Genomic DNA, 22,361 nt, shown 5'->3' with positions numbered 1-22,361 from the left:
GGCGGCCATTCAGAAAGAATGCCGGCATCAGAGGTGCGGGACCAGCGACATTCGCAGCCGCGTTTCGCCGCACCTGACGTTGATTGCCCGCTTCGGAGCAACCGCCTGCCCTGTGCGCTCATTTCTTCATGAGTTTCTCAATTTCACAGGGCCGCAGCTCTGAGAGGCTCGCGACGATCAGATCGGCCCCGGCAAGGCGTTGGCTTTGCCCGCTGCGGTCGATCCCGATGCAGAAAAACCCGCCGGTCTTGGCGGCGGCAACGCCCGAGATCGCATCTTCAATGACAATGCAGGCGTCTGACGCCATTCCAAGCCGTTCAGCCGCCAGCAGAAAAATATCGGGATTGGGTTTCCCATTGGCAACATCGTCGCCTCCGACGATCGCCGCGAATTCATCAGCAATCCCTGACGACATGCCCGGTTTCCAGATTGATTTCCCGATTTTCGACGCAGATGGTCAGGCGGGACACAGGGCCGGGTTCCAGAAGGAAGGTCGCATCTTCCTGCCTGATACACACCGTGATCCGGCTTCCATGCCACCACAGAGAAAATCGCACCGCCGTCCAGCCGGGGGGCAGCCATGGACGGAAACTCACCCGACGCGCGCGGCGCAAGACCTTGGTCCGATCCTTCTCCGAGAGATGCACCGCGATAAGGTCCTCGTTCCAGCGCAACTCATCTTCAAAGTCTCCCGGCACCTTCGGAGACACCCCGTCTCGGAGCGCACGGAGCTTGCGCAGGTGCCACTCGAAGCGGCGCTTGAGGGCGAACTCGTCCTCGTCGGGATCGGCGATGCGGGCATCGATGAACTTGATCTTCGTCATGGAGGTCCTTTCAGGCGCGTTGCGCCATGCCCTCGGGCAGACGCTCTGCACGAGGGGGAAGTTGGAAAGAACCCGGCCGGATTGGCCCTGAGGGATGCCGAAAGCGCGTCAGGCCGTCAACAGCACCCACCAGGACGGAGCGCTGCAACTGCGCATCAAAGGTCGCAAATCAGTCAAACGTGCAAGCCATTGATATAAAAAGAAACCACCGACTGCAGCGCAGCCGATGGTCATTTGGTCTGTGCCGGAATGGACAAATTACCCCGGAAATGGACAAGTTTTAGTGGGTCCTACAACAACAACAACCACAAAACCTTGTCTCAGCCACACTTGCTCTGACCACAGCTGCCGCAGGTCATGCAGCCTTCGACCATGCGCAGGTCATAGCTGCCACAGCTGTCGCAGGACTTGCCGGGGCGGCCGCCGATGGCGACGACTTCGGCCTTGGGGTCGGATTTCAGGCCCATGCCCTCGCCCTCGATGAAGCCGATGGAGATGAGGTGGCGTTCGATCACGCCGCCGATCGCTGCGAGGATCGAGGGAATGTAGCGCCCTTCCATCCAGGCACCGCCGCGCGGGTCGAATACGGCTTTCAACTCCTCCACCACGAAGGACACATCGCCACCACGCCGGAACACCGCCGAAATCATCCGGGTCAGCGCCACGGTCCAGGCGAAATGCTCCATGTTCTTGGAATTGATGAAAACCTCGAACGGGCGGCGATGGTTCGCAATGACGATGTCGTTGATGGTGATGTAAAGCGCGTGTTCGCTGCCCGGCCATTTCACCTTGTAGGTCTGCCCCTCCAGCGCGGCGGGGCGATCCAGCGGTTCGGACAGATAGACCACCTCGCCGCCCTCCACCGGGGCATGTGCCTCGGCCGGAGTCTTTTCGCTGCTTTCCGAAACGGTCAGCACGGAACCCGTCACCGCATTCGGACGGTAGGTGGTGCAGCCCTTGCAGCCCTGATCCCAGGCGGCCATGTAGACCTCCTTGAAATCGTCAAAGCTGATGTCCTCGGGGCAGTTGATGGTTTTGGAGATCGACGAGTCGATCCATTTCTGCGCGGCGGCCTGCATGCGCACATGATCCAGCGGCGGCAGGGTCTGGGCGTTGACAAAATAATCCGGCAGGGCCGCATCGCCCTTCAGATCGCGCCACAGCTTCACCGCGTAATCGACCACCTCTTCCTCGGTGCGCGAGCCGTCTCTCTGCAAGACCTTGCGCGTGTAGGCATAGGCAAAGACCGGCTCGATCCCGGACGAAACGTTGCCCGCGTAAAGCGAGATGGTGCCGGTAGGCGCAATGGAGGTCAGCAGGGCATTGCGGATGCCATGCGTGCGGATCGCCTCGCGCACGTCCTCGTCCATCTGCATCATGTTGCCGGAGGCCAGATATCCCTCGGCATCGAACAGCGGGAAGGGCCCTTTCTCTTTCGCCAGATCGACCGAGGCGAGGTAGGAGGCGCGGGCAATGGCCTTCATCCAGGCTTCGGTCTGCGCCGCAGCCTCGGTGCTGCCATAGCGCAGGCCCAGCATCAGCAGGGCATCCGCGAGGCCGGTCACGCCCAGCCCGATGCGGCGCTTGTTGCGCGCCTCAAGCGCCTGCTGTTCCAGCGGGAAGCGGCTGGCGTCCACCACATTGTCCATCATCCGCACCGAAAGGCGGACCAGTTCATCCAGCGCGACCGGATCAAGCTTTGCTTTCGGCGTGAAAGGGTCCGTCACCAGCGTCGCAAGATTGACCGACCCCAGCAGACAGGCGCCATAGGGCGGCAGCGGCTGTTCCCCGCAGGGGTTGGTCGCGGCGATGGTTTCCACATAGCCAAGATTGTTCATCTTGTTGATGCGGTCGATGAAGATGACGCCGGGTTCTGCGAAATCATAGGTGTTGCGCATGATCTTGTTCCACAGATCGCGCGCCTGAACCGTGTGATAGACCTTGCCGCCGAATTGCAGCTCCCATGGGCCATCAGCCTTCACCGCATCCATGAAGGCATCGGTGACCAGAACCGACAGGTTGAACATTCGCAGACGGGCCGGGTCTTTCTTGGCCTCGATGAAGGCCTCCACATCCGGGTGGTCGCAGCGCATGGTGGCCATCATCGCGCCCCGGCGCGAACCGGCCGACATGATGGTGCGGCACATCGCATCCCACACATCCATGAACGACAGCGGGCCGGAGGCATCGGCAGCGACGCCCTTCACCTCGGCGCCGCGCGGGCGGATGGTCGAGAAATCATAGCCGATCCCGCCGCCCTGCTGCATGGTCAGCGCGGCTTCTTTCAGAGCGTCGAAAATGCCCGACATGCTGTCCGGCACGGTGCCCATGACAAAGCAGTTGAACAAAGTGACGCTGCGGCCGGTGCCCGCACCGGCGGTAATCCGCCCGGCGGGCAGATATTTGAAACCTTCCAGCGCGGAATAGAATCGCTCTTCCCACAGCGCCGGGTCTTTTTCCACCTCAGCCAGCGACCGCGCGATGCGGCGCCAGGTATCCTCGACCGAACCGTCCACCGGCGTGCCATCCGCCTGTTTCAGCCGGTATTTCATGTCCCAGATCTGCTCGGCAATGGGTGCTGCGAATCGAGACATCGGATTTTCCTTCATATGGTGGTCTGCGGGGGGGAGGCCCTACAGGATACGCTTGTCAGACGGAAGCGTCAAAGGGCTTGCCGTGACGGGATCATCGTCCTAACTGCGGATCAGCAACGGGGGGCAAGGTGGCCGATTTCGTCAATCTTCTGAAACTCTGCGTCGGCGCCGATTCCGTCGAGGATCTGGAGGACTGGCAGCAATCGCAGGCCCATCGCTGGCCGGAAGGCCGGGCGGTGCATGTCACCCGCATGTGGCCCAAGCGCGAGGCCGAGGTTCTGGCGGGCGGTTCGCTCTATTGGGTCATCAAGGGCGAGGTGCTGGCCCGCCAGCGCATTCTGGGGCTGGAGCGTGTGGAAGGTGGCGACGGCATCGCGCGCTGCGCGCTGCTGCTGGACCCGCAGGTCATCCGCACCGAGGCCGCGCCCCGCCGCCCGTTTCAGGGCTGGCGCTATCTGACCGCCGAAGACAGCCCGCGCGACCTGCCGAAAAGCCGCGCGCAGGACGATGCCCTGCCCGAAGACCTTGCGCGCGCGCTGGCCGAGATCGGGTTGCGTTAAGGCATTTCCGACACCGCATGTCGCGGCTGCGGCTTGCGCAAACCGGGGTGGCACAGGATGGTGCGGCCATGCAAAGCACCCGTCCCCTCTGGCTGATCCTCGCCCCCGTCATCTTCCTGATCCTGTGGTCGGCGGGCTTCGCCGTGGCCAAGATCGCCGTCGCCCATGCCGCGCCACTGACCATCCTTGCGCTGCGTTATTCGCTGGTACTGGTGCTGCTGATCCCCGTGGCACTGGTGATGCGCCCGCCCCTGCCGAAAAGCTGGCGCGCGGCGGGGGATGTGGCGCTGGTCGGGTTCCTCATTCAGGTGGTCTATTTCGGCCTGTGCTATGTGGCCTTCAAGCTGGGCGTTTCGGCAGGCGGGGTGGCGATCATCGTCTGCCTGCAACCGATCCTCGTGGCGCTTGCCGCACCGTGGACAGTGGGCGAGCGGCTGGGCCGCAAGGCATGGACCGGCCTTGCGCTGGGGCTGGCGGGATCGGTCATGGTGATCCTTGGCCGTTCGGCAGTGGCTGCGGAAAACACGCTCGGTCTGGTGCTGACCTTCGTGGCCCTGCTGGGCATCACCGGCGGCACACTTTACGAGAAACGCTTCGGGGTCAGCCACCATCCGGTGACATCGAACCTGATCCAATATGCCGTCGGCGCAGCCTGCACCCTGCCCGTGGCACTGGCGACCGAAAGCATGGCGATCAACTGGGATGCCGAATTCCTCTGGGCCATGGCCTATCTGGTGATCGGCAATTCGCTGCTGGCCATGACGCTTCTGCTGGCGATGATCCGCGTGGGCGAGGTCGCGCGGGTCTCGGCGCTGTTCTACCTTGTCCCCGCGCTGTCGGCCCTGTTCGCATGGCCCCTGCTGGGCGAGGCCATGCCGCCGCTTTCCTGGGCCGGCATGGCGCTGGCCGCCTTCGGGGTCGCGCTGGTCAGCCGGAAAGCGCGGGCGCGCTGAGCCCGAGCTTCGCCACCAGCGCCTCCAGCACCGCGCGTTCCGCGCCCCAGTCGGCGCGATGCGACAGGAACAGCGTCGCCTGACTGCGGTGGATCACCGCATCGGTCAGGATCTTCAGATGGTTGGCGCGCAGCGTCTCGCCGGTCGAGGTGATGTCCGCAATCGCCTCGGCCGTCAGGTTCTTCACCGTGCCCTCGGTCGCGCCCTGGCTATCGACAAGCTGGTAATCCGCCACACCATTCGCCGTCAGGAAATCCCGCACCAGACGGTGATATTTGGTGGCGATGCGCAGGCGGAAGCCGTGCCGCGCGCGAAAGGCGCTGGCCGCAGCATCCAGATCGTCCAGCGTATCAACGTCGATCCAGCAGGCCGGAACCGCGATGATGAGGTCCGCATGACCAAAGCCCAGCGGCGCCAGTTCGGCCACCTGCTTGTTCCAGTCCGCCAGCTTGTCGCGCACGAGGTCCGATCCGGTAACCCCCAGATGGATGCGCCCGGCTGCCAGTTCGCGCGGGATCTCCCCAGCCGACAGCAGCACCAGTTCCACGCCCCCGATGCCTTCCACCGCGCCGGCATATTCGCGCTCCGACCCGGTGCGCACCATGGTCACGCCGCGCGCGCCGAACCAGTCGAAGGTCTTTTCCATCAGCCGCCCCTTGGACGGCACCCCGATCTTGAGGCTCATGGTTCAGGCCCCTTTCCGTTCGGCCACCAGCGCGGGCCGGATGATCCCGCCGACGGCGGGGATGGACCGGCCCTGACCCAGAATCGCGGTCAGCGCGTCATAGCGCCCGCCCGAGGCCAGCGGCGGCGTCTCCGCATCGCCTGCATGGAAGGTGAAAACGAAACCGTCGTAATATTCGAGCGTGGTGCGGCCATGGCTCGCCTCGAACGGCAGGCTGGCAGTGTCGATGCCATGGGCGCGCAGCGCGGCCAGCCGCGCCTCGAACCGATCCACTGCCGGGGCGATGGCGGGCATCAGGGGCTGTATGCCGCGCAAATGCGCCAGCGCCGAATCCGCAGGGGCGGCAAGACCCAGCAGATCATAAAGCAGCGCGGCCTCCGGCGCGGCAATCGGCGGTGCCTCGGCATCCTCGATCAGCGCACGGGCACGGTCAGCGATTTCATCGGCACCGCGCAATCCGGTCAACGGCCCGGCGGCCTGCATCAGCGCCTCGGCACTGTCGGTTTTCAGGTGGCCGAGCAGACGCGCCCGTGCCTCGGATACCGGCGCGCGGCCCGCGAAACGGTCCAGCAGCGCGCGAAAGCGCCGCGGCCGCCAGACATGACGACGCAGCGCGGCCTTGCGGCGCGGTGTGGTGGTCAGCCCCTCGATGGCCGCCAGCAGGATGCCGATGTCGCCGGTCAGCGCCTTCGACCCGAGCGTGCCAAGCAGCCCGGCGAAAAGGGCAAAGACCTCGGCATCGGCCTTGGGTGCATCGCGATCGAACACCTCGAACCCGACTTGCAGATATTCACTGGCGCGCGGGCCAAGATGATCCTGTTTGCGGAACACCTCGCCCATATAGCAATAGCGCGCCGGTTCCGCCCCGCCCGACATATGCGCCTGGACCACCGGCACAGTGAAATCGGGGCGCAGCACCATTTCGCCGCGCAGCGGGTCTTGCGTGACATAGGCGCGGGCGCGGATGTCCTCGCCATACAGGTCCAGCAGGGTGCCAGCGGGTTGCAGCACATCCGCCTCCACCGGCGCGGCGCCGGTGGCGCGGAAGGCCGCGAACAGCGCCTCGGCCTCGACGCGGGCGGCGGGGCTGATGGTCATTGGTCCAGCATCCGGCGCACGGCGCTGACCAGATCGCTGCACGCGACCTCGACCTGCGCGGGCCGGTCCTTCCATTCCTCCAGCGAGGCGCTTTGCGCGATCTTCGCCCCGAGGATCAGGTCTTTCAGCACCACGGTGCCCTTGGCCGCCTCGTCGCCGCCCTGGATCACCGCAACCGGGCTTTCGCGTTTGTCGGCATATTTCAACTGGTTGCCAAAGTTCTTCGGGTTGCCCAGATACATCTCGGCCCGGATGCCCGCGCGGCGCAGTTCGCCCACCATGGCCATGTAATCGGCCATGCGGTCGCGGTCCATCACGGTCACGACAACCGGCCCCTGCGCCGCCTGCCCCATCCGCCCCTTGGCGCGCAGCGCAGCCAGCAGACGGTCCACCCCGATGGAAACCCCGGTCGCCGGCACCGCCTGCCCGGTGAAGCGCTTGACCAGATCGTCATAGCGCCCGCCGCCCGAGACCGAACCGAACTGCCGCTTGCGGCCCTTTTCGTCGAGGATCTCAAAGGTCAGTTCGGCCTCGAAAACCGGGCCGGTGTAATAGCCAAGGCCCCGCACCACGCCGGGGTCGATCACGATACGGTCGGCGCCATAGCCCTGTGCGTCCAACAGATCAGCCATGGTTTCCAGCTCGCCAACACCCTCAAGGCCGATCACGGAGCCACCGACCAGATCGCGCAGCCGCGCGGCTGTAGCCGCACCCGTGTCGCGCTTGGCGGCCATGAAGGCCATCACCACCTCGGCCTGTTCGTCCGACAGCCCTGCGCCCCTGGTGAAATCGCCGCTTTCATCTTTGCGACCCGCGCCCAGCAGGGCGCGCACGCCAGCCTCGCCCAGACGGTCGATCTTGTCGATGGCGCGCAGCACGATGCCGCGTTCGGCCTCGAAGCGGGTCGGGTCGCTGGGGTCCAGCACGCCCGCAACCTCCATCACGCCGTTCAGCACCTTGCGGTTATTGACCCGCACGATGTAGTCGCCGCGCGGAATGCCGACCACTTCCAAAGCGTCCGACAGCATGGCGCAGATTTCCGCATCCGCCGCGACGGTGGGGCTGCCCACCGTATCGGCATCGCATTGATAGAACTGACGGAACCGCCCCGGACCCGGCTTTTCATTGCGCCAGACCGGGCCCATGGCATAGCGCCGGTAGGGCGAAGGCAGATCATTCCTGAACTGCGCCGCCACCCGCGCCAGCGGCGCCGTCAGGTCATAGCGCAGGGCAAGCCATTGGTCGTCCTCGTCCTGCCAGCCGAACACGCCTTCGTTCGGGCGGTCCACATCGGGCAGGAACTTGCCCAGTGCCTCGACCGTCTCGACCGCGCTGGTTTCCAGCGGATCGAAACCATAGGCATGGTAAACCCCGGCGATCTGGTCCAGCATCGCCTTGCGCTCGGTGACTTCGGCACCGAAATAGTCGCGGAAGCCCTTGGGAGGTTCAGCCTTCGGGCGGCGGGCGGGTTTGTCCTTCGACATGGGGATGGCCTCGCTTGCAATCGCGTTTGCCTTAGCGGATGGGGGGCAGCGCGACAAGTGCGGGAAGGGAAAGGCCGGACATGGACAGGATCACCACGCTGGAAGAACAACTCGCCCATCTGGCGCGCATGGTCGAGGATCTGTCGGATATCGTGGTCCGCCAGAGCCGCGAAATGGACATCATGGCCCGCCGCATCGGTCTGCTGATGGAACGTGAGGCCGAACGCGAGGCCGAGGGCGGCAGCATCCCGCTGGCCGACCAGAAGCCACCGCACTGGTAAGCCCGCGGAGAGAATCGCCCCCGCAGAAAGGGCGTGCCGGCGCCAACCGGCAAGAGTGCGCCATCGCACTCGCCCCCCGGAAATCTTCATTCTGCGCCTGCAAATTGCACAGCTTCGGCAAGGCTCCGCAGGCGGCCGCGCAACAGGCGGGCAATTTCGCGCTGATAAGCTGGCCAAGTCACCGGCACACCTTGCAAATCCCGCGCGGGCACAGATATAGCACCCCGAATGCGGCACTGTCCCGAGTGCCCGGAATCTCTTGGAATTCTTGCTATGCTGCCTGGCTCTTCGGCCGAGCTCACCCTCTCGCGCCGCGTTCTGATTCTCTCTGCTGCCTCGGGCGCCATCATGGCGGCTGCCGGTCGTGGTTTCGCACAGGAGGCTGCGACCCCCGCCCCAGATGCTGCGCCGCAGCAATTCAGCTTCGACATGCTGACGCGCCAGATGCAGGACCGGGCGGCCCTGCCCTATGCTGCGCCGGAAAAGATCAGCGGCTTCTTTGCCGGACTGAAGTATGATGACTATCGTCTGGTCAGCTTCGATCCGGAAAAGGCACGCTGGAACGATGACAAGGACAGCCAGTTCCAGCTTCATGCCTTCCCGATGGGCTGGCTGTTTGCCGAACCCGTGCGCCTTTACGAAGTGCGCGACGGCCACGCCAGCGAGATGGTGTTTACCACCGACGATTTCCGCTTCCTGAACGAACTGGCCGCCAAAGTGCCGCCGGGCGAGGTGATGCCGGGTGTCGCGGGCTTCCGCCTGCATTATCCGCTGAACCGGCTGGATGTGATGGACGAAGTGGTCGCCTTCCTTGGCGCCAGCTACTTCCGTGCCCTCGGTCAGGGATCGGCCTATGGCCTGTCGGCCCGGGGTCTGGCGCTGAACACCGCGACCGACACGGCCGAGGAATTTCCGCGCTTCTCTGCCTTCTGGATCGACCGTCCGGCACCGGGCGCGCGCAGTGTCACGGTCTGCGCCGCGCTGGATTCGCCCAGCGTGACCGGGGCATACCGCTTCGTCATCACCCCCGGCGAGGAAACGGTGATGGATGTGACCGCGCGGCTGTTCTTCCGGGCCGATGTGGTGCAGCTTGGCGTGGCGCCACTGACCTCGATGTATCTGTTCTCGGAACGCAACCGTCACGCCTTTGACGATTACCGCCCGCAGGTTCACGACAGCGACGGCCTGCGCATTACCCGCGCCGATGGCGATGTGCTTTGGCGTCCGCTCAGCAACCCGCCCCGTCTGGCAGGTTCGCATTTCGCCGAAACGACCCCGCATGCCTTCGGTCTTCATCAGCGCGACCGCGAGTTCGCGCATTATCAGGATGCCGAAGCCCGGTACGAGCGCCGCCCCTCGCTGGAGGTGGAGCCGCTGGGGGACTGGGGCAAGGGCGTTGTCCGTCTGGTTGAGATCCCGTCGGACCTTGAGGTGAACGACAATATCGTCGCCTTCTGGGTGCCCGAAGGCTCGGTCAAGGCCGGGGATACGCGCGAATTTACCTACCGCCTGCGCTGGGGCAATCTGCCGGTCGAGGATCGGACCGATCTGGCGCATGTGCTGGAAACGCGGTCGGGTGTCGGCGGGGTTTCGGGGGTGGAAAGCGCCCAGAATACCCGCAAGTTCGTGGTGGATTTCACCGGCGATCCGCTGGACCCGCTGCCCGCTGACGCGCCGGTCGAGCCGGTCGTATCGGTCCATGGCGGCGAGATCGTCTCGCAGAGCTTCCAGCGTGTCTGGGGCTCTGACATCTGGCGGCTGGCGATGGATGTGAAGGCAGAAGAAGGGGCGACCGTGGAACTGGTTGCCCATGTTGCGGGTTTCGGAAGGAAGCTTTCGGAAACTTGGCTCTATCAATGGATCAACGCGTGATGCAAAACACCGCCCCCCTCTCCTCTGCCGAGGTCGAGCGTATGGTGCAGGCCATCGGCACACCTGTTTCGGCGCCCATGGTCATGCCCAAACAGATTCTCGAAGCGCCGCATGGCGGCCTCCTGCGCGGACTGATGCTGCGCCTGCACCTGCTGGCGTCGCCGCGTCAGGGGCTGTAACCCATGTCCGGCCCTGCGGGGCAACCCGGCGCCGCGCTGCCGCGCGCCGTTGCCGTTGTGCTCAGCCTCATCGCCGGGGCCGGGGCCTTCATGCTGTTTCTTCAGTTCGGCATGTCGGACGGGCTGGATTCCATCGATATCGCGCGGTCGGTCCTCATCTTCATTTCGACCTGGTGGCTGGCTTGGGGTGCAGTTCAGGGCCTCATGGGCCTGACAACACAGGCCGCCGCCCCTGCCCTGCCCGATGCACCGCTGACCGCGAAAGTCGCAGTTCTGGTGCCGGTCTATAACGAAGATCCGGTGGCCACCTTCTCGCGCGTGGCGGCGATGGACGAAAGCCTTCAGGCTACAGGACTTGGTCATCTGTTCCACATCGCCATCCTGTCGGACAGCCGGAACGAGGCGATTGCCGCGCGCGAACGCCTCTGGTTCCTGCGTCTGGTCGGGGATCGGGCGGCAGAAGGACGCATCTTCTATCGCCGCCGTGCCGATAACCGGGGCAAGAAGGCCGGGAATATCGAGGATTTCATCCAGAAATCCGGTGGGGCCTATGATTTTGCCCTGATCCTCGACGCCGACAGCCTGATGGAAGGCGCGACAATTGTGGAAATGGCCCGCCGGATGCAGGCTGCCCCCGATCTGGGTCTGCTGCAAACCCTGCCGGTGGTGACCCGCGCCGAAACCCGCTTCGGCCGCGCCATGCAGTTTTCCGCAGCCTTCCACTCGCCGGTCTTCGCGCGCGGGCTTGCAATGATGCAGGGTCGCACCGGGCCATTCTGGGGCCATAACGCCATGGTCCGGGTCCGCGCCTTCGCCGAAAGCTGCGGTCTGCCGGAACTGCGCGGCAAGCCGCCATTCGGGGGCCATGTGATGAGCCACGATTATGTCGAGGCCGCGCTGCTGGCCCGTGCTGGCTGGCGCGTGCGGCTGGACGACGATCTGGACGGGTCGTATGAGGAAGGCCCCGAAAACATCGTGGACCATGCGAAACGCGACCGGCGCTGGTGTCAGGGCAATCTGCAACACAGCCGCCTGCTGCTGGCGCCCGGCCTGAAACCCTGGAGCCGGTTCGTGTTCTTTCAGGGCATCATGGCCTATATCTCGCCGCTGTTCTGGATCGGCTTCATGGTCGCATCGGTTCTGGCGCCCTATTTCGCACCGCCGCCCGATTACTTCCCCGAACCCTACTGGCCCTTCCCGATCTTCCCGCAGGCTGAAACCTCCAAGGCCATCGGCCTTGCCATCGGCGTCTTCGGTCTGCTGATCCTGCCGAAATTCGCCATCGCCCTGCATGCCTCGATGAGCGGTCGCGCCCGCAGTTTCGGTGGCGCCGCACGGGTCTTCGCTTCGGTCTTTGCGGAACTGTTGTTTTCCTCGCTCACCGCGCCGGTGCTGCTCGCCTGGCAGACGCGCAGTGTGTTTCAGGTGTTTCTGGGCCGCGATGGCGGCTGGCCCACCAACAACCGGGGCGATGCCACGCTGAGCCTCGGAGAGGCCTGGGCGGCAAGCCACTGGATCGTGATGACCGGCGCCGTGGCGCTGGCGGGCACCTGGGCCATGGCGCCCGGTCTGGTGGTCTGGATGCTGCCGGTGATCCTGCCGATGCTGGCCGCCCCGCTACTGCTGTCCTGGTCTTCCCGCCCCTCACGCAGCGGTCTGTTCGTCACGCCCACCGATCTGGCCGAGCCCGCGGTGATGCAGCGCCAGCGCGAAATCCTTGCAATATGGGAGGGTGAAACCGCCCTTCCCAACGCCGCACTTGCCGGAACCGAACCTTCCCATGTCAGCGCCTGAACCCCGCGCCGCGCGCGATCCCCGGCTCGACGTGTTTCGCGGCCTGTGTCTGATGATGATCTTCATTAACCACACGCCCGGCACGATTTACGAGAATTTCACCACCCGGAACTTCGGCTTCTCCGATGCGGCAGAGGCGTTCGTGCTGATGTCGGGCATCGCTGCCGGGCTGGCCTATGGCAAGTATTTCGACCGCCCCGCCCCGTTCTGGGAAGGCGTCGGCCATATCTGGCGACGGGTCTGGACGCTGTATCAGGTGCATATCGTGACCACGGTGATTGCGCTTGGCATCTCGGCCGCGACGATGCTGTGGTTCGACGCGCCCGAGGCGATGCGCCTGCATGCGATCCGTTTCCAGTGGCAGAAACCGCTGGAGTTTCTGATCGGCATCCCGCTGCTGACCCATCAGATCGGCTATGCCAACATCCTGCCGCTGTATGCCGTTCTGCTGGCCTTCGCGCCGCTGACACTCTGGGCAGGGTTGCGCTGGCCGCGTGTGACCATGGCACTGTCGGTTGTGCTGTGGCTGGCGGCGGCAATGATCTACTTCAACATGCCCAACTATCCGATGGATGGCGGCTGGTTCTTCAATCCGTTCAGCTGGCAGGTGATCTTCACCGTCGGCTTGCTGAGCGGGATGGCCATTCGCCGGGGCGGCAGCTTCGTTCCGAAGCGGCGCTGGCTGATCTGGCTGGCGCTGGCATGGGTCGGTTTCGCGCTGGTCGCCTCGCTGGTCAAGCCGGTGTCGGATGCTTTCGGGCACATGCTGTATCTTGCCGCCGAGTATCTGCATTTCCACTGGATCTTCATTTCCTTCGACAAGACCTTCCTCGCCCTGCCCCGGCTGAGCCATGCGCTTGCACTGGCCTATCTGCTGGCCTGCTGGCCGCTGGTGCGGCAACTGGCGGCGCATCGGGCAGCCGCGCCTTTCGCGCTTCTGGGGCGCAACGGGCTGGCGGTGTTCGGGCTGGGCGTCGTGCTGTGCTATGCCGCGAACGGGGTGAAGCTGGTCCTGCCGCAGAGCTTTGCACTGGATACCGCGATCATCGGTGGCGGAATTGGGCTTATGCTGCTGCTCGCCTGGTCGAAAGAGGCCTGGCGCCGCGCCGAAAAACGCGCCCGCCTGACCTGATCCCCCTGCAAAACGTGACAGGAACGCCGCAGAAACGGGCAAACCCGTATCTGCGGCGTTCTTTTCAGCATGAAAAATTCAACGCCAGTTGACGCAAGGCAGAACTTGCCTCATCTGATGAATGAACATTCACTCGCGACAGGCGGCCCCCGCCGGAGATTCCCTGATGACAAGCCCCCGTATGGCCCTTGCCACGGCCGCGCGTCCGCGCGAGGCCGAAATTCTTGACAGTATCCGCCAGACCTTTGCCGAAAAGGGGTTCGACGGCGCCTCGATGCAGGATCTGGCCCGCGCGGCGGGGATGAGCGTCGGCAATTTCTATCGCTACTTCCCGTCCAAGGCCGCGATGGTCGAGGCCATCGTGACCCGCGATCTGGCCGAGGTTGAGGAAAAGTTCACCAGCATCGCCGCCGCAGCCGATCCGCTGGCCGCGCTGCGCTGCGGGCTGCACCAGCATATCGAGGAAGAATGCTCGGGCTGCGACGACGGCCCGCTCTGGGCCGAAATCACCGCCGCCGCGCTGCGCAAACCGGAAATCGGCGCGGTTGTGCAGAAGATGGAAAGCGAAATTCGCGGCTATCTGCTGTCGGCCTTCGCCATGATTGCCGGAATGCCGCGTGACGAGGCCGAACGCCACTTTGCCGCCCATTCCGCCATGGTGGTGATGCTGGTGAAGGCTGCGGCGATCCAGGCACAGGCCGGGGACCAGGTCAGCGCCGGACGGACTGAACTGAATGAATTGGTAAAACGTATGATCGACGCGGTTCTGGCCGAAGTGGCTGCCGCGAAGTCGAAGGATTGATGAAAATGCGTCATTTCGCTGTCAGCCTGATAATGGCCGCAACCCTGGCCACGCCCGGTGCTTCGCGGGCCGAAGAACCCGTGGCCGCCACGGAAACGGCAAAACCTGCCCTGCCCGCAATCACCGTCTCCGCCGTCGCCCGCCGCGATCTGCGCGACCGGGTGATTGCCGGAGGGCTGGTTGGCGCCGTGGAAGAGGTGATCGTACAGCCGCTGATCGAGGGCCAGCCCATCGAGACGCTGGAGGCTGAGGTCGGCGATTACGTCGAGGCCGGTCAGGTACTGGCCACGCTGTCGCTGACCGCGCTGGAATTGCAGCGCAGCCAGTTGAAGGCCGGGCTGGCCTCGGCACGCGCGACTGTGGCGCAGGCGGAGGCACAGGTGCTGGAGGCCCAATCCTCGGCGGATGAGGCGGGGCGTGTCGCCGCCCGCACCGCCGCGCTGAAGGATCGCGGTCAGGCCAGCACCGCCGCCAACGATCAGGCGCAGGCCGCCGCCGTTTCCGCCACCGCCCGTGTCACGGTCGCCCGGCAATCGCTGGAGGCCGCGCGCGCCCAGGTCGAACTGGCCGAGGCGCAGCTTGCCAATATCGACCTGAACCTGACGCGCACCAAGGTCGTCGCGCCGGTCGCGGGCGAGGTGCTGGCCCGCAATGCGCAGGTCGGTGCGGTCGCCAGCGCAGCAGGGCAGCCGATGTTCGTGCTGATGAAGGATGGGGCGCTGGAACTGCGCGCCGATATCGCCGAGGCCGATCTGGTGCGTCTGCAACCGGAGATGAGCGCCGAAATCCGCACCGTCGGCGCGACCGGGGCCCTGCGTGGCACCGTCCGGCTGGTGGAGCCCGGCGTGAATACGGCGACCCGCCTCGGGACCGCGCGCATCACGCTGGACAATGCCCGCACCGTGCGGTCCGGCATGTATGCCGATGCTGAAATCCTGCTGGCCGAGCACGAGGCGCTGGCCGTCCCGGTCAGCGCCGTGGGCTCCGGCCCTGAGGGCGCGACGGTCATGGTGGTGAAGGATGGCACTGTCACCCGCACGCCGGTGGAAACCGGCATCCGCGACAATGGCTGGGTCGAGATCGTCTCGGGCCTGACGGAGGGCGATCAGGTGGTGACCAAGGCCGCCGCCTTCGTGCGCGATGGCGACCGCGTCAATCCCATCGCCGCCGTGACGCAGTAAGGAGGGCCGCGATGAACTTCTCCGCATGGGCGATCCGAAATCCGGTCGCGCCGCTTCTGGCCTTCTTCATGCTCATGGTGCTGGGCTGGCAAAGCTTCAACAGCCTGCCCATCACCCGCTTCCCCAATATCGACGTGCCGCTGGTTGCGGTGGTGGTGGCTCAGCCCGGAGCCGCCCCCGCCGAGATGGAAACGCAGGTCACCAAAGAGGTGGAGGATGCCGTCTCGGGCATCTCGGGGGTGAAGAACGTCACCTCCACCATCACCGACGGCAATTCGCAAACGCTGGTCGAGTTCCGCATGGAAGTGCCGACCGACAAGGCCGTGCAGGATGTGAAGGACGCCATCGACAAGATCCGCGGTGATCTGCCCGGCGATGTTGAGGCTCCCATCGTCAGCCGCATCGACGTGGAAGGCCAGGCCATCATGACCTTCGCCGTCTCCGCGCCGAACATGACGATGGAGGAACTGTCGTGGTTCGTCGATGACACCATCACCCGCTCGCTTCAAGGCCGTCCCGGCGTCGGTAAGGTTGATCGTTTCGGCGGAGCCGACCGCGAAATCCGCATCGAGCTGGACCCCGTGCGGCTGGGTAGCTACGGCATCACCGCGCAGCAGGTGAGCCAGCAACTGCGGCTGACCAATGCCAATCTGGGCGGCGGCCGGTCAGAACTCGGCACCAGCGAACAGGCGATCCGCACGCTGGGCAATGCCGATACCGTGGCACGACTGTCCAATACCACCATCGCCGTCGGCGGCGGGCGCCATGTGCGGCTGTCGGACCTTGGCACGATCAATGACACCTACGAGGAGCTGCGGTCGTTCTCCAAGTTCAACGGCGATCAGGTGGTGACCTTCGCGGTGTTCCGCGCCAAGGGCGCCTCCGAGGTTTCGGTGGCCGAGGTGGTGAACAGCACGCTGGACGAAGTGCGGGCGAAGCACCCGGATGTTGGCATCTCGCTGGTGGATGACACGGTCTATTACACCTACGGCAACTACGAAAGCGCGCTGCATACGCTGATCGAAGGCGCGCTGCTGGCGGTGCTGGTGGTCTTTGCCTTCCTGCGCAACTGGCGTGCCACGATGATCGCGGCGGTGGCGCTGCCGCTGTCGGCGGTGCCCACCTTCTATGTGATGGACCTGCTGGGCTTCTCGCTGAACCTTGTGAGCTTCCTTGCCATCACGCTGGCCACCGGCATTCTGGTCGATGACGCCATCGTGGAGATCGAGAATATCGCGCGACACATGAGGATGGGCAAATCGCCCTATCGCGCCTCGATCGACGCGGCGGATGAAATCGGCCTCGCCGTCATCGCCACCACTTTCACCATCATCGCGGTCTTTGTCCCGGTCAGCTTCATGCCCGGCATTCCGGGGCAGTATTTCCGGCAATTCGGCCTGACGGTGGCGATTTCGGTGCTGTTCTCGCTGCTGGTCGCGCGGCTGATCACGCCGATGATGACCGCCTATCTGATGCGGTCCAAAGATGCCGCAGGCCATGACGATGCGCATGGTGATGGCTGGTTCATGCGGCAATATCTGCGGCTGGTGCGGCTTTCCACCAGTGGCGGGCTGTTCACCCTGCGGTCAGGCCACCACCTTGTGCCGGCCCGCTATATCACGCTGGTAACCGGCATTCTGGTTCTGGTCATATCTGTCCACTTCATGCTGCAAGTCCCCGGCAGCTTCATGCCGCCCGAGGATGTCAGCCGCGTTGCCATCAGTGTCGAACTGCCGCCCGGCTCGACGCTGGAGGATACCGAGCAGAAGACCGACGAGATGGTGGCCCGCATCCGCGATATCGAAGGGGTGGCGAATGTCTTTGTCCTTGGCGGGTCGTCGCCGACCGGCGATCTGGACATCCGCCGTGCCTCGGTCACCGTACTTCTGGAAAAGCTGGATCATTCGCTGCTTTACAAGCTGTCGCAGATCGGGAACAGCATTCCCGGTCTGGCGGCCATCGTGCCGGATGTGGAAAGCCACGGCCGCACCGTGCCACAGAACGAGATCGAGGCCGAAATCTTTGCCCGGCTGCATGACGTGCCCGATATCCGTGCCTTCAAGCTGAATGACCGGGGGGAGCGCGATCTGTCGTTCTCGATCCTGTCGGACAACGAGGATGACCTGAACCTTGCAGTCGCCCGGCTGGAGGCCGCCCTGTCGGCCGAACCGCTGCTGGCCAACGTCGCCTCGGAAGGTGCCCTTCCCCGGCCCGAATTGCAGATCGAGCCGAAGCTGGAAGAGGCCGCGCGTCTGGGCGTGACCACCTCGGCCATCGCGGGTGTGGTGCGGGTGGCGACCATTGGCGATGTGGATGCGGCGCTGGCGAAGCTTTCCATCGACAACCGGCTGATCCCGGTGCGGGTGCGGCTGGATGATGCCAGCCGGGGCGATCTGGCGCAGCTTGCGGCGCTTGGCGTGCCCACGGCATCAGGCGCGACGGTGCCGCTGGGGGCGGTGGCCGACATCCGTATCGCGGAAGGCCCGTCCATGGTGGACCGCCTGAATCGCGAACGCCGCGCCACCATCGGCGCCAACCTGCCGGTCGGTGTGGCGCTTGGCACTGCGTCGGAACGCTTCAAGGCAATCACCGACAGCGTCGATCTGCCGCTCAGCGTCCGCGTGGCGGAATCGGGCGATGCCGAGATTCAGGCTGAACTGATGCAAAGCTTCGGCAATGCGATGATCATGGGCCTGATGCTGGTTCTGACCGTGCTGATCCTGCTGTTCGGCTCGGTCATCCAGCCCTTCACCATCCTGCTGTCGCTGCCGCTTGCCATCGGCGGCGTGGCGGCGGCGCTGATCCTCACAGGCAATGCGCTGTCGATGCCGGTGATGATCGGGATGCTGATGCTGATGGGCATCGTGACCAAGAACGCCATCCTGCTGGTGGATTTCGCCATCGAGATGCGCAATCGCGGGATGGATCGGTTCCAGTCGGTCATCGAGGCCGGACACAAGCGGGCGCAGCCCATCGTGATGACCTCCATCGCCATGTCGGCGGGCATGATGCCCTCGGCGCTGGGGGTGGGCGAAGGTGGCGCCTTCCGCGCGCCCATGGCCATCGCGGTGATCGGCGGCATCATCATGTCCACGGTGCTGAGCCTTGTCGTGGTGCCCGCTTTCTTCCTGATCATGGACGACTTGTCGCGTCTGCTGGCCCGGCTGGCCCGTCTGCTGATCGGTCCGAAGGAGGCCGAGCCCGAAGTGCTGAGCCCCGAGGCGATGACGAAAGAACTGACCGATCTCGAATCCCGGCTCTCGCATCTGGAGGCGAAGCGCCCGCCGCCTGACAGCAAGCCCAAGCTGATCGTGGCCGAATGACACCGGAAGCGCCGCCCTTCGGGGCGGCGTTTGCTTTTGCCCACCCTTGCATCCCCTGCCCTTGCATCCCCCGCCCCGCCGTCGCAGGATCGCGGCAAAGGGGAGGGATGCGATGGGCAATCTGAAAGCCGCGCTGGCCGCAATCGACGCGGCGAATGCTGCCGATCCGACGCAGGAAGAGGGCCAGCCGGCCGCGCTGCTTTACGGCGAAAGGATGAGCGCGGAACTGGCCCGCCAGTATCCCGATGCCCCGGACATCCTGCAAATCGCGGCACGCGGGCAACATGTGGAACGCTGGCTGCTGCCCCGCTCCGACTACCCCGAGGGCAAAACAGGCTATCTGAACTGGCGCCGCGAACAGGGCCGCCGCCACGCGGAACGCGTCGCCGGAATCATGGCGGAGGCGGGCTATGACCGTGATGCGCAGGACCGCGTGGGTGTTCTGCTGCGCAAGGAAGGCATCAAGCGCGACGCCGAAGTGCAGGCTTTGGAGGATGTCATCTGTTTCGTCTTCCTGCGCCACTATTTCGCGCCCTTCGCCGCAAAACACGCGCCGGAGGCCGTGCGCGATATCGTGGCCAAGACCGCGCGCAAGATGTCGCCCCCCGCACGGGCGCGGGCGCTGGAGGAATTTAAACTGCCACCGGATCTGGCAGCGGCCGTAAGGGAGGCAGAGGCATGAGCATCGACCAAGGCAAGGCGCTGATCGCGCGGGCGGGCGAAGGCAAAAGCTATACCGTGGGGGTGGAAACCCTGACGCTGGCTGACTGGCCCGAAGGTGTGCCGATCCGCGTTGCCCATTCGGCACTGAACTACAAGGATGCGCTGGCCATCACCGGCCGCGCCCCGATCATCCGCAACTTCCCCATGGTGCTGGGTATCGACCTCGCGGGCGAGGTGCTGGAGGACAGCGGGCGTTTCAAGGCCGGTGAAAGAGTGCTGGTCAACGGATGGGGCCTGTCGGAAACCCGCTGGGGCGCCTATTCGCAACTGGTGCGCATGCCGGACGAGATCGTGCAGCCCCTGCCCGCCGGGTTCAGCACCGAACAGGCCATGCAGATCGGCACCGCTGGTTATACGGCCATGCTCTGTGTCATGGCGCTGGATGATCACGGGCTGCAACCGGGCCGCGATGCGGTGCTGGTCACCGGCGCTTCGGGCGGGGTTGGCTCGGTCGCGGTCAGCCTGCTGGCGCGGCGCGGCTATCACGTCATCGCGGTTTCGGGGCGCCCGGAGCAGGCGGGTTTCCTGCAAGAACTTGGCGCCGCCGAGGTGCTGAGCCGCGACGCAATTTCCTCTGGCGGCCGCCCGATGGCGAAAGAGCGTTGGGCGGGCGTGGTGGATGTGGCAGGCGGGCCGATGCTGGCCGATGCCATTGCGCAGACCCGGTATGACGGCATCGTCGCGGCCTGCGGCATGGCGGGCGGCGGGTCACTGGCAACCACGGTTTACCCGTTCATCCTGCGCGGCGTCACGCTGCGCGGCGTCGATTCTGTCATGGTGCCCATGGCACGGCGTGAGGCCGCCTGGGCACGGCTGGAAGCCGAACTGGATCGTGGACTGCTGGCGCGCCTGTCCTCGACCCGGCAGTTTGACGAATTGCCGACGCTGGGCGCCGACCTGCTGGACGGCCGCCTGCACGGTCGTATCGCCATCGCGCTGTAAGGACGGGCGGGCCGCTCAGGCCCGCTTCGCCACAACAGCAATGCCCAGCGTTTCCAGCACCTTCGCCTCGATCTGCGGGGCGTTCATGCCTGCAACCGCATACATCGCCTCGGGGCTGGCCTGGTCGATGAACGTATCGGGCAGCACCATGGAGCGGTATTTCAGCCCCCGGTCAAACACGCCCTCCTCGGCCAGCAATTGTGCCACATGGCTGCCGAAACCGCCGATGGCTCCCTCTTCCACCGTGATCAGCGCCTCGTGATGCTTGGCGAGTTGCAGGATCAACTCACGATCCAGTGGCTTGGCAAACCGCGCATCGGCCACGGTGCAGGCGATGCCGCGCGCCGCCAGCGCCTCAGCCGCGCGCATCACTTCCGCCAGACGGGTGCCGAAGGGCAAGAGCGCCACGCGTCCGCCCTCGCGGATCAGCCGCCCCTTGCCGATCTGCAAGGGTTGGCCCCGCTCGGGCATTTCCAGCCCGACACCCTCGCCGCGCGGATAGCGGAAGGCGCTGGGGCCTTCGTCATAGGCTGCCGCTGTGGCAACCATATGCACAAGCTCCGCCTCGTCCGCCGCCGCCATCACCACGATACCGGGCAGATTGGCAAGGAAAGCCACGTCGAACGACCCGGCATGCGTGGCGCCATCGGCCCCTACCAGACCGGCGCGATCGATGGCAAAGCGCACGGGAAGGCGCTGGATCGCCACGTCATGCACGACCTGATCGTAACCGCGTTGCAGGAAAGTGGAATAAAGCGCGCAGAACGGCTTCAGCCCGCCCGCCGCCAGACCGGCGGCAAAGGTTACCGCATGCTGCTCGGCGATGCCCACGTCGAAACAGCGCTTCGGAAAGCGTTCGGCGAACAGGTTCAGCCCGGTGCCATCCGGCATCGCCGCCGTCACCGCGACGATCTTGTCATCCCGCGCGGCCTCGTCCACCAGTGCCTGCGCGAAAACCTTGGTATAGCTCGGCGCATTGGACTTGGCCTTGACCTGCACCCCGGTCAACACATCGAATTTCGCCGTGGCATGGCCCCTGTCCGCCGCCGCCTCGGCCGGGGCATAGCCCTTGCCCTTCCTGGTGATCACATGAAGAAGCATCGGCCCGGTCGCCCGCGCTTTCACCGTGCGCAGCAGCGGCAGAAGCTGGTCGAGGTCATGCCCGTCGACCGGCCCGACATAGCTGAACCCCAGTTCCTCGAACAACGTCCCGCCGACCGTCATGCCCTTGAGCATTTCCTTCGCCCGCCGCGCGCCTTCCTGAAACGGCTCGGGCAGCAGGCTGACCATGCCCTTGGCAGCCTGTTTCAGTTCCTGAAACGGAGCCTCGGCATAAAGCCGCGACAGGTAAGACGACAGCGCCCCCACCGGCGGGGCGATGGACATTTCGTTGTCATTCAGGATGACGAACAGCCGCTTCTTCAGATGGCCAGCGTTGTTCATCGCTTCGAAGGCCATGCCCGCGCTCATCGAGCCGTCGCCGATCACCGCGATTGCATCGCCCGGATCGCCGCCCAGGTCGGCCGCCGCCTTGAAACCCAGCGCCGCGCTGATCGAGGTCGAGCTATGCGCCGCCCCGAACGGATCATAGGGGCTTTCGCTGCGCTTGGTGAAGCCCGACAGCCCCCCTTCGGTCCGCAGGGTGCGGATGCGGTCACGCCGCCCGGTCAGGATCTTGTGCGGATAGCACTGATGCCCCACGTCCCAGATCAGCTTGTCGCGCGGCGTGTCGAACACGGCATGCAGCGCCACGGTCAGTTCCACCACCCCCAGCCCCGCGCCCAGATGGCCGCCGGTTTCCGACACCGCGCTGATCGTCTCGGCCCGCAGTTCATCGGCAAGCTGGCGCAATTCACGGTCGCTCAGCGCCTTCATGTCGGCAGGCAGGCGCACGCGGTCCAGAACGGGGGTCTTCGGTCGGTCGGTCATGGCAG

Annotated in this window: 19 protein-coding genes; 12 read left to right on the top strand and 7 right to left on the bottom strand. The window is 65.1% G+C overall.

Annotation, left to right across the window (positions count from 1 at the left end):
- Positions 1 to 118 precede the first annotated feature (118 nt).
- The 3 genes from C8N34_RS08425 to C8N34_RS08415 all read right to left on the bottom strand — a co-directional run bounded on the left by C8N34_RS08425 (position 119) and on the right by C8N34_RS08415 (position 3,418).
- Complete coding sequence (locus tag C8N34_RS08425) at positions 119 to 415, bottom strand: HAD family hydrolase (protein WP_108128477.1); 297 nt, start codon at positions 413 to 415, stop codon at positions 119 to 121.
- Entirely contained in the window at positions 396 to 824 is a 429-nt protein-coding gene (locus tag C8N34_RS08420) for a glycosyl hydrolase family 65 domain-containing protein (RefSeq protein WP_108128476.1), read from the bottom strand. Before C8N34_RS08420 ends, C8N34_RS08425 begins: the two co-directional genes overlap by 20 nt.
- A 320-nt stretch (positions 825 to 1,144) precedes the next feature.
- Entirely contained in the window at positions 1,145 to 3,418 is a 2,274-nt protein-coding gene (locus C8N34_RS08415; RefSeq protein WP_108128475.1) for an adenosylcobalamin-dependent ribonucleoside-diphosphate reductase, read from the bottom strand.
- Between the two features lie 128 nt (positions 3,419 to 3,546).
- Between C8N34_RS08415 and C8N34_RS08410 the strand changes: the two genes are divergently transcribed.
- Both C8N34_RS08410 and C8N34_RS08405 read left to right on the top strand, forming a co-directional pair.
- Positions 3,547 to 3,978 (top strand): DUF1489 family protein, encoded by a 432-nt coding sequence (locus C8N34_RS08410; protein ID WP_054304016.1) that lies wholly within the window; start codon positions 3,547 to 3,549, stop codon positions 3,976 to 3,978.
- Between the two features lie 17 nt (positions 3,979 to 3,995).
- On the top strand, positions 3,996 to 4,931 hold the full coding sequence (locus C8N34_RS08405; RefSeq protein WP_244910747.1) for a DMT family transporter: 936 nt from the start codon (positions 3,996 to 3,998) through the stop codon (positions 4,929 to 4,931).
- Here C8N34_RS08405 and hisG read toward each other — a convergent pair.
- The 3 genes from hisG to hisS are packed head-to-tail and all read right to left on the bottom strand — an operon-like array spanning position 4,906 to position 8,198.
- Positions 4,906 to 5,616 carry an ATP phosphoribosyltransferase gene (gene hisG, locus C8N34_RS08400; RefSeq protein ID WP_108128474.1) on the bottom strand — a complete coding sequence of 237 codons (711 nt, stop codon included), beginning with the start codon at positions 5,614 to 5,616 and terminating at the stop codon, positions 4,906 to 4,908. The two genes, C8N34_RS08405 and hisG, sit on opposite strands and share 26 nt — an antisense overlap.
- 3 nt (positions 5,617 to 5,619) lie before the next feature.
- Positions 5,620 to 6,714 carry an ATP phosphoribosyltransferase regulatory subunit gene (locus C8N34_RS08395; RefSeq protein WP_108128473.1) on the bottom strand — a complete coding sequence of 365 codons (1,095 nt, stop codon included), beginning with the start codon at positions 6,712 to 6,714 and terminating at the stop codon, positions 5,620 to 5,622.
- On the bottom strand, positions 6,711 to 8,198 hold the full coding sequence (hisS, locus tag C8N34_RS08390) for a histidine--tRNA ligase (protein ID WP_108128472.1): 1,488 nt from the start codon (positions 8,196 to 8,198) through the stop codon (positions 6,711 to 6,713). The genes C8N34_RS08395 and hisS overlap by 4 nt, the downstream gene beginning before the upstream one ends.
- A gap of 80 nt (positions 8,199 to 8,278) precedes the next feature.
- Between hisS and C8N34_RS08385 the strand changes: the two genes are divergently transcribed.
- The 10 genes from C8N34_RS08385 (at position 8,279) to C8N34_RS08340 (ending at position 20,427) form a co-directional block, all read left to right on the top strand.
- Positions 8,279 to 8,479: a SlyX family protein gene (locus C8N34_RS08385; RefSeq protein WP_108128471.1), complete on the top strand. Its 201-nt coding sequence runs from the start codon at positions 8,279 to 8,281 to the stop codon at positions 8,477 to 8,479.
- 273 nt (positions 8,480 to 8,752) lie between these two features.
- Positions 8,753 to 10,351: an OpgD/OpgG family glucan biosynthesis protein gene (locus C8N34_RS08380; protein WP_108128470.1), complete on the top strand. Its 1,599-nt coding sequence runs from the start codon at positions 8,753 to 8,755 to the stop codon at positions 10,349 to 10,351.
- Positions 10,351 to 10,530, top strand: a complete 180-nt coding sequence (locus tag C8N34_RS08375; RefSeq protein WP_145693593.1) for a hypothetical protein — start codon at positions 10,351 to 10,353, stop codon at positions 10,528 to 10,530. The genes C8N34_RS08380 and C8N34_RS08375 overlap by 1 nt, the downstream gene beginning before the upstream one ends.
- Before the next feature lie 3 nt (positions 10,531 to 10,533).
- Positions 10,534 to 12,324, top strand: coding sequence for a glucans biosynthesis glucosyltransferase MdoH (gene mdoH / locus C8N34_RS08370; protein WP_108128469.1), 1,791 nt, complete (start codon positions 10,534 to 10,536; stop codon positions 12,322 to 12,324).
- A complete protein-coding gene (locus C8N34_RS08365; RefSeq protein WP_054304024.1) occupies positions 12,311 to 13,456 on the top strand; it encodes an OpgC family protein in 1,146 nt (381 codons plus the stop codon). The genes mdoH and C8N34_RS08365 overlap by 14 nt, the downstream gene beginning before the upstream one ends.
- A gap of 166 nt (positions 13,457 to 13,622) precedes the next feature.
- Positions 13,623 to 14,258 carry a TetR/AcrR family transcriptional regulator gene (locus C8N34_RS08360; RefSeq protein ID WP_229825329.1) on the top strand — a complete coding sequence of 212 codons (636 nt, stop codon included), beginning with the start codon at positions 13,623 to 13,625 and terminating at the stop codon, positions 14,256 to 14,258.
- Between the two features lie 5 nt (positions 14,259 to 14,263).
- Complete coding sequence (locus C8N34_RS08355) at positions 14,264 to 15,439, top strand: efflux RND transporter periplasmic adaptor subunit (RefSeq protein WP_108128582.1); 1,176 nt, start codon at positions 14,264 to 14,266, stop codon at positions 15,437 to 15,439.
- Between the two features lie 11 nt (positions 15,440 to 15,450).
- A complete protein-coding gene (locus C8N34_RS08350) occupies positions 15,451 to 18,762 on the top strand; it encodes an efflux RND transporter permease subunit (protein WP_108128468.1) in 3,312 nt (1,103 codons plus the stop codon).
- Positions 18,763 to 18,874: 112 nt separating this feature from the next.
- A complete protein-coding gene (locus tag C8N34_RS08345; RefSeq protein WP_108128467.1) occupies positions 18,875 to 19,444 on the top strand; it encodes a DUF4202 domain-containing protein in 570 nt (189 codons plus the stop codon).
- Positions 19,441 to 20,427 (top strand): MDR family oxidoreductase, encoded by a 987-nt coding sequence (locus C8N34_RS08340; RefSeq protein WP_082401092.1) that lies wholly within the window; start codon positions 19,441 to 19,443, stop codon positions 20,425 to 20,427. Before C8N34_RS08345 ends, C8N34_RS08340 begins: the two co-directional genes overlap by 4 nt.
- Before the next feature lie 15 nt (positions 20,428 to 20,442).
- On the opposite strand, the gene dxs is transcribed toward C8N34_RS08340, so the two are convergent.
- Positions 20,443 to 22,356 carry a 1-deoxy-D-xylulose-5-phosphate synthase gene (gene dxs, locus C8N34_RS08335; RefSeq protein WP_108128466.1) on the bottom strand — a complete coding sequence of 638 codons (1,914 nt, stop codon included), beginning with the start codon at positions 22,354 to 22,356 and terminating at the stop codon, positions 20,443 to 20,445.
- Between the last annotated feature and the right edge of the window lie 5 nt (positions 22,357 to 22,361).

The organism is Gemmobacter caeni, from assembly GCF_003054195.1.
Classification (GTDB): domain Bacteria; phylum Pseudomonadota; class Alphaproteobacteria; order Rhodobacterales; family Rhodobacteraceae; genus Gemmobacter; species Gemmobacter caeni.
This window is presented reverse-complemented; position numbering and strand designations above follow the sequence as displayed.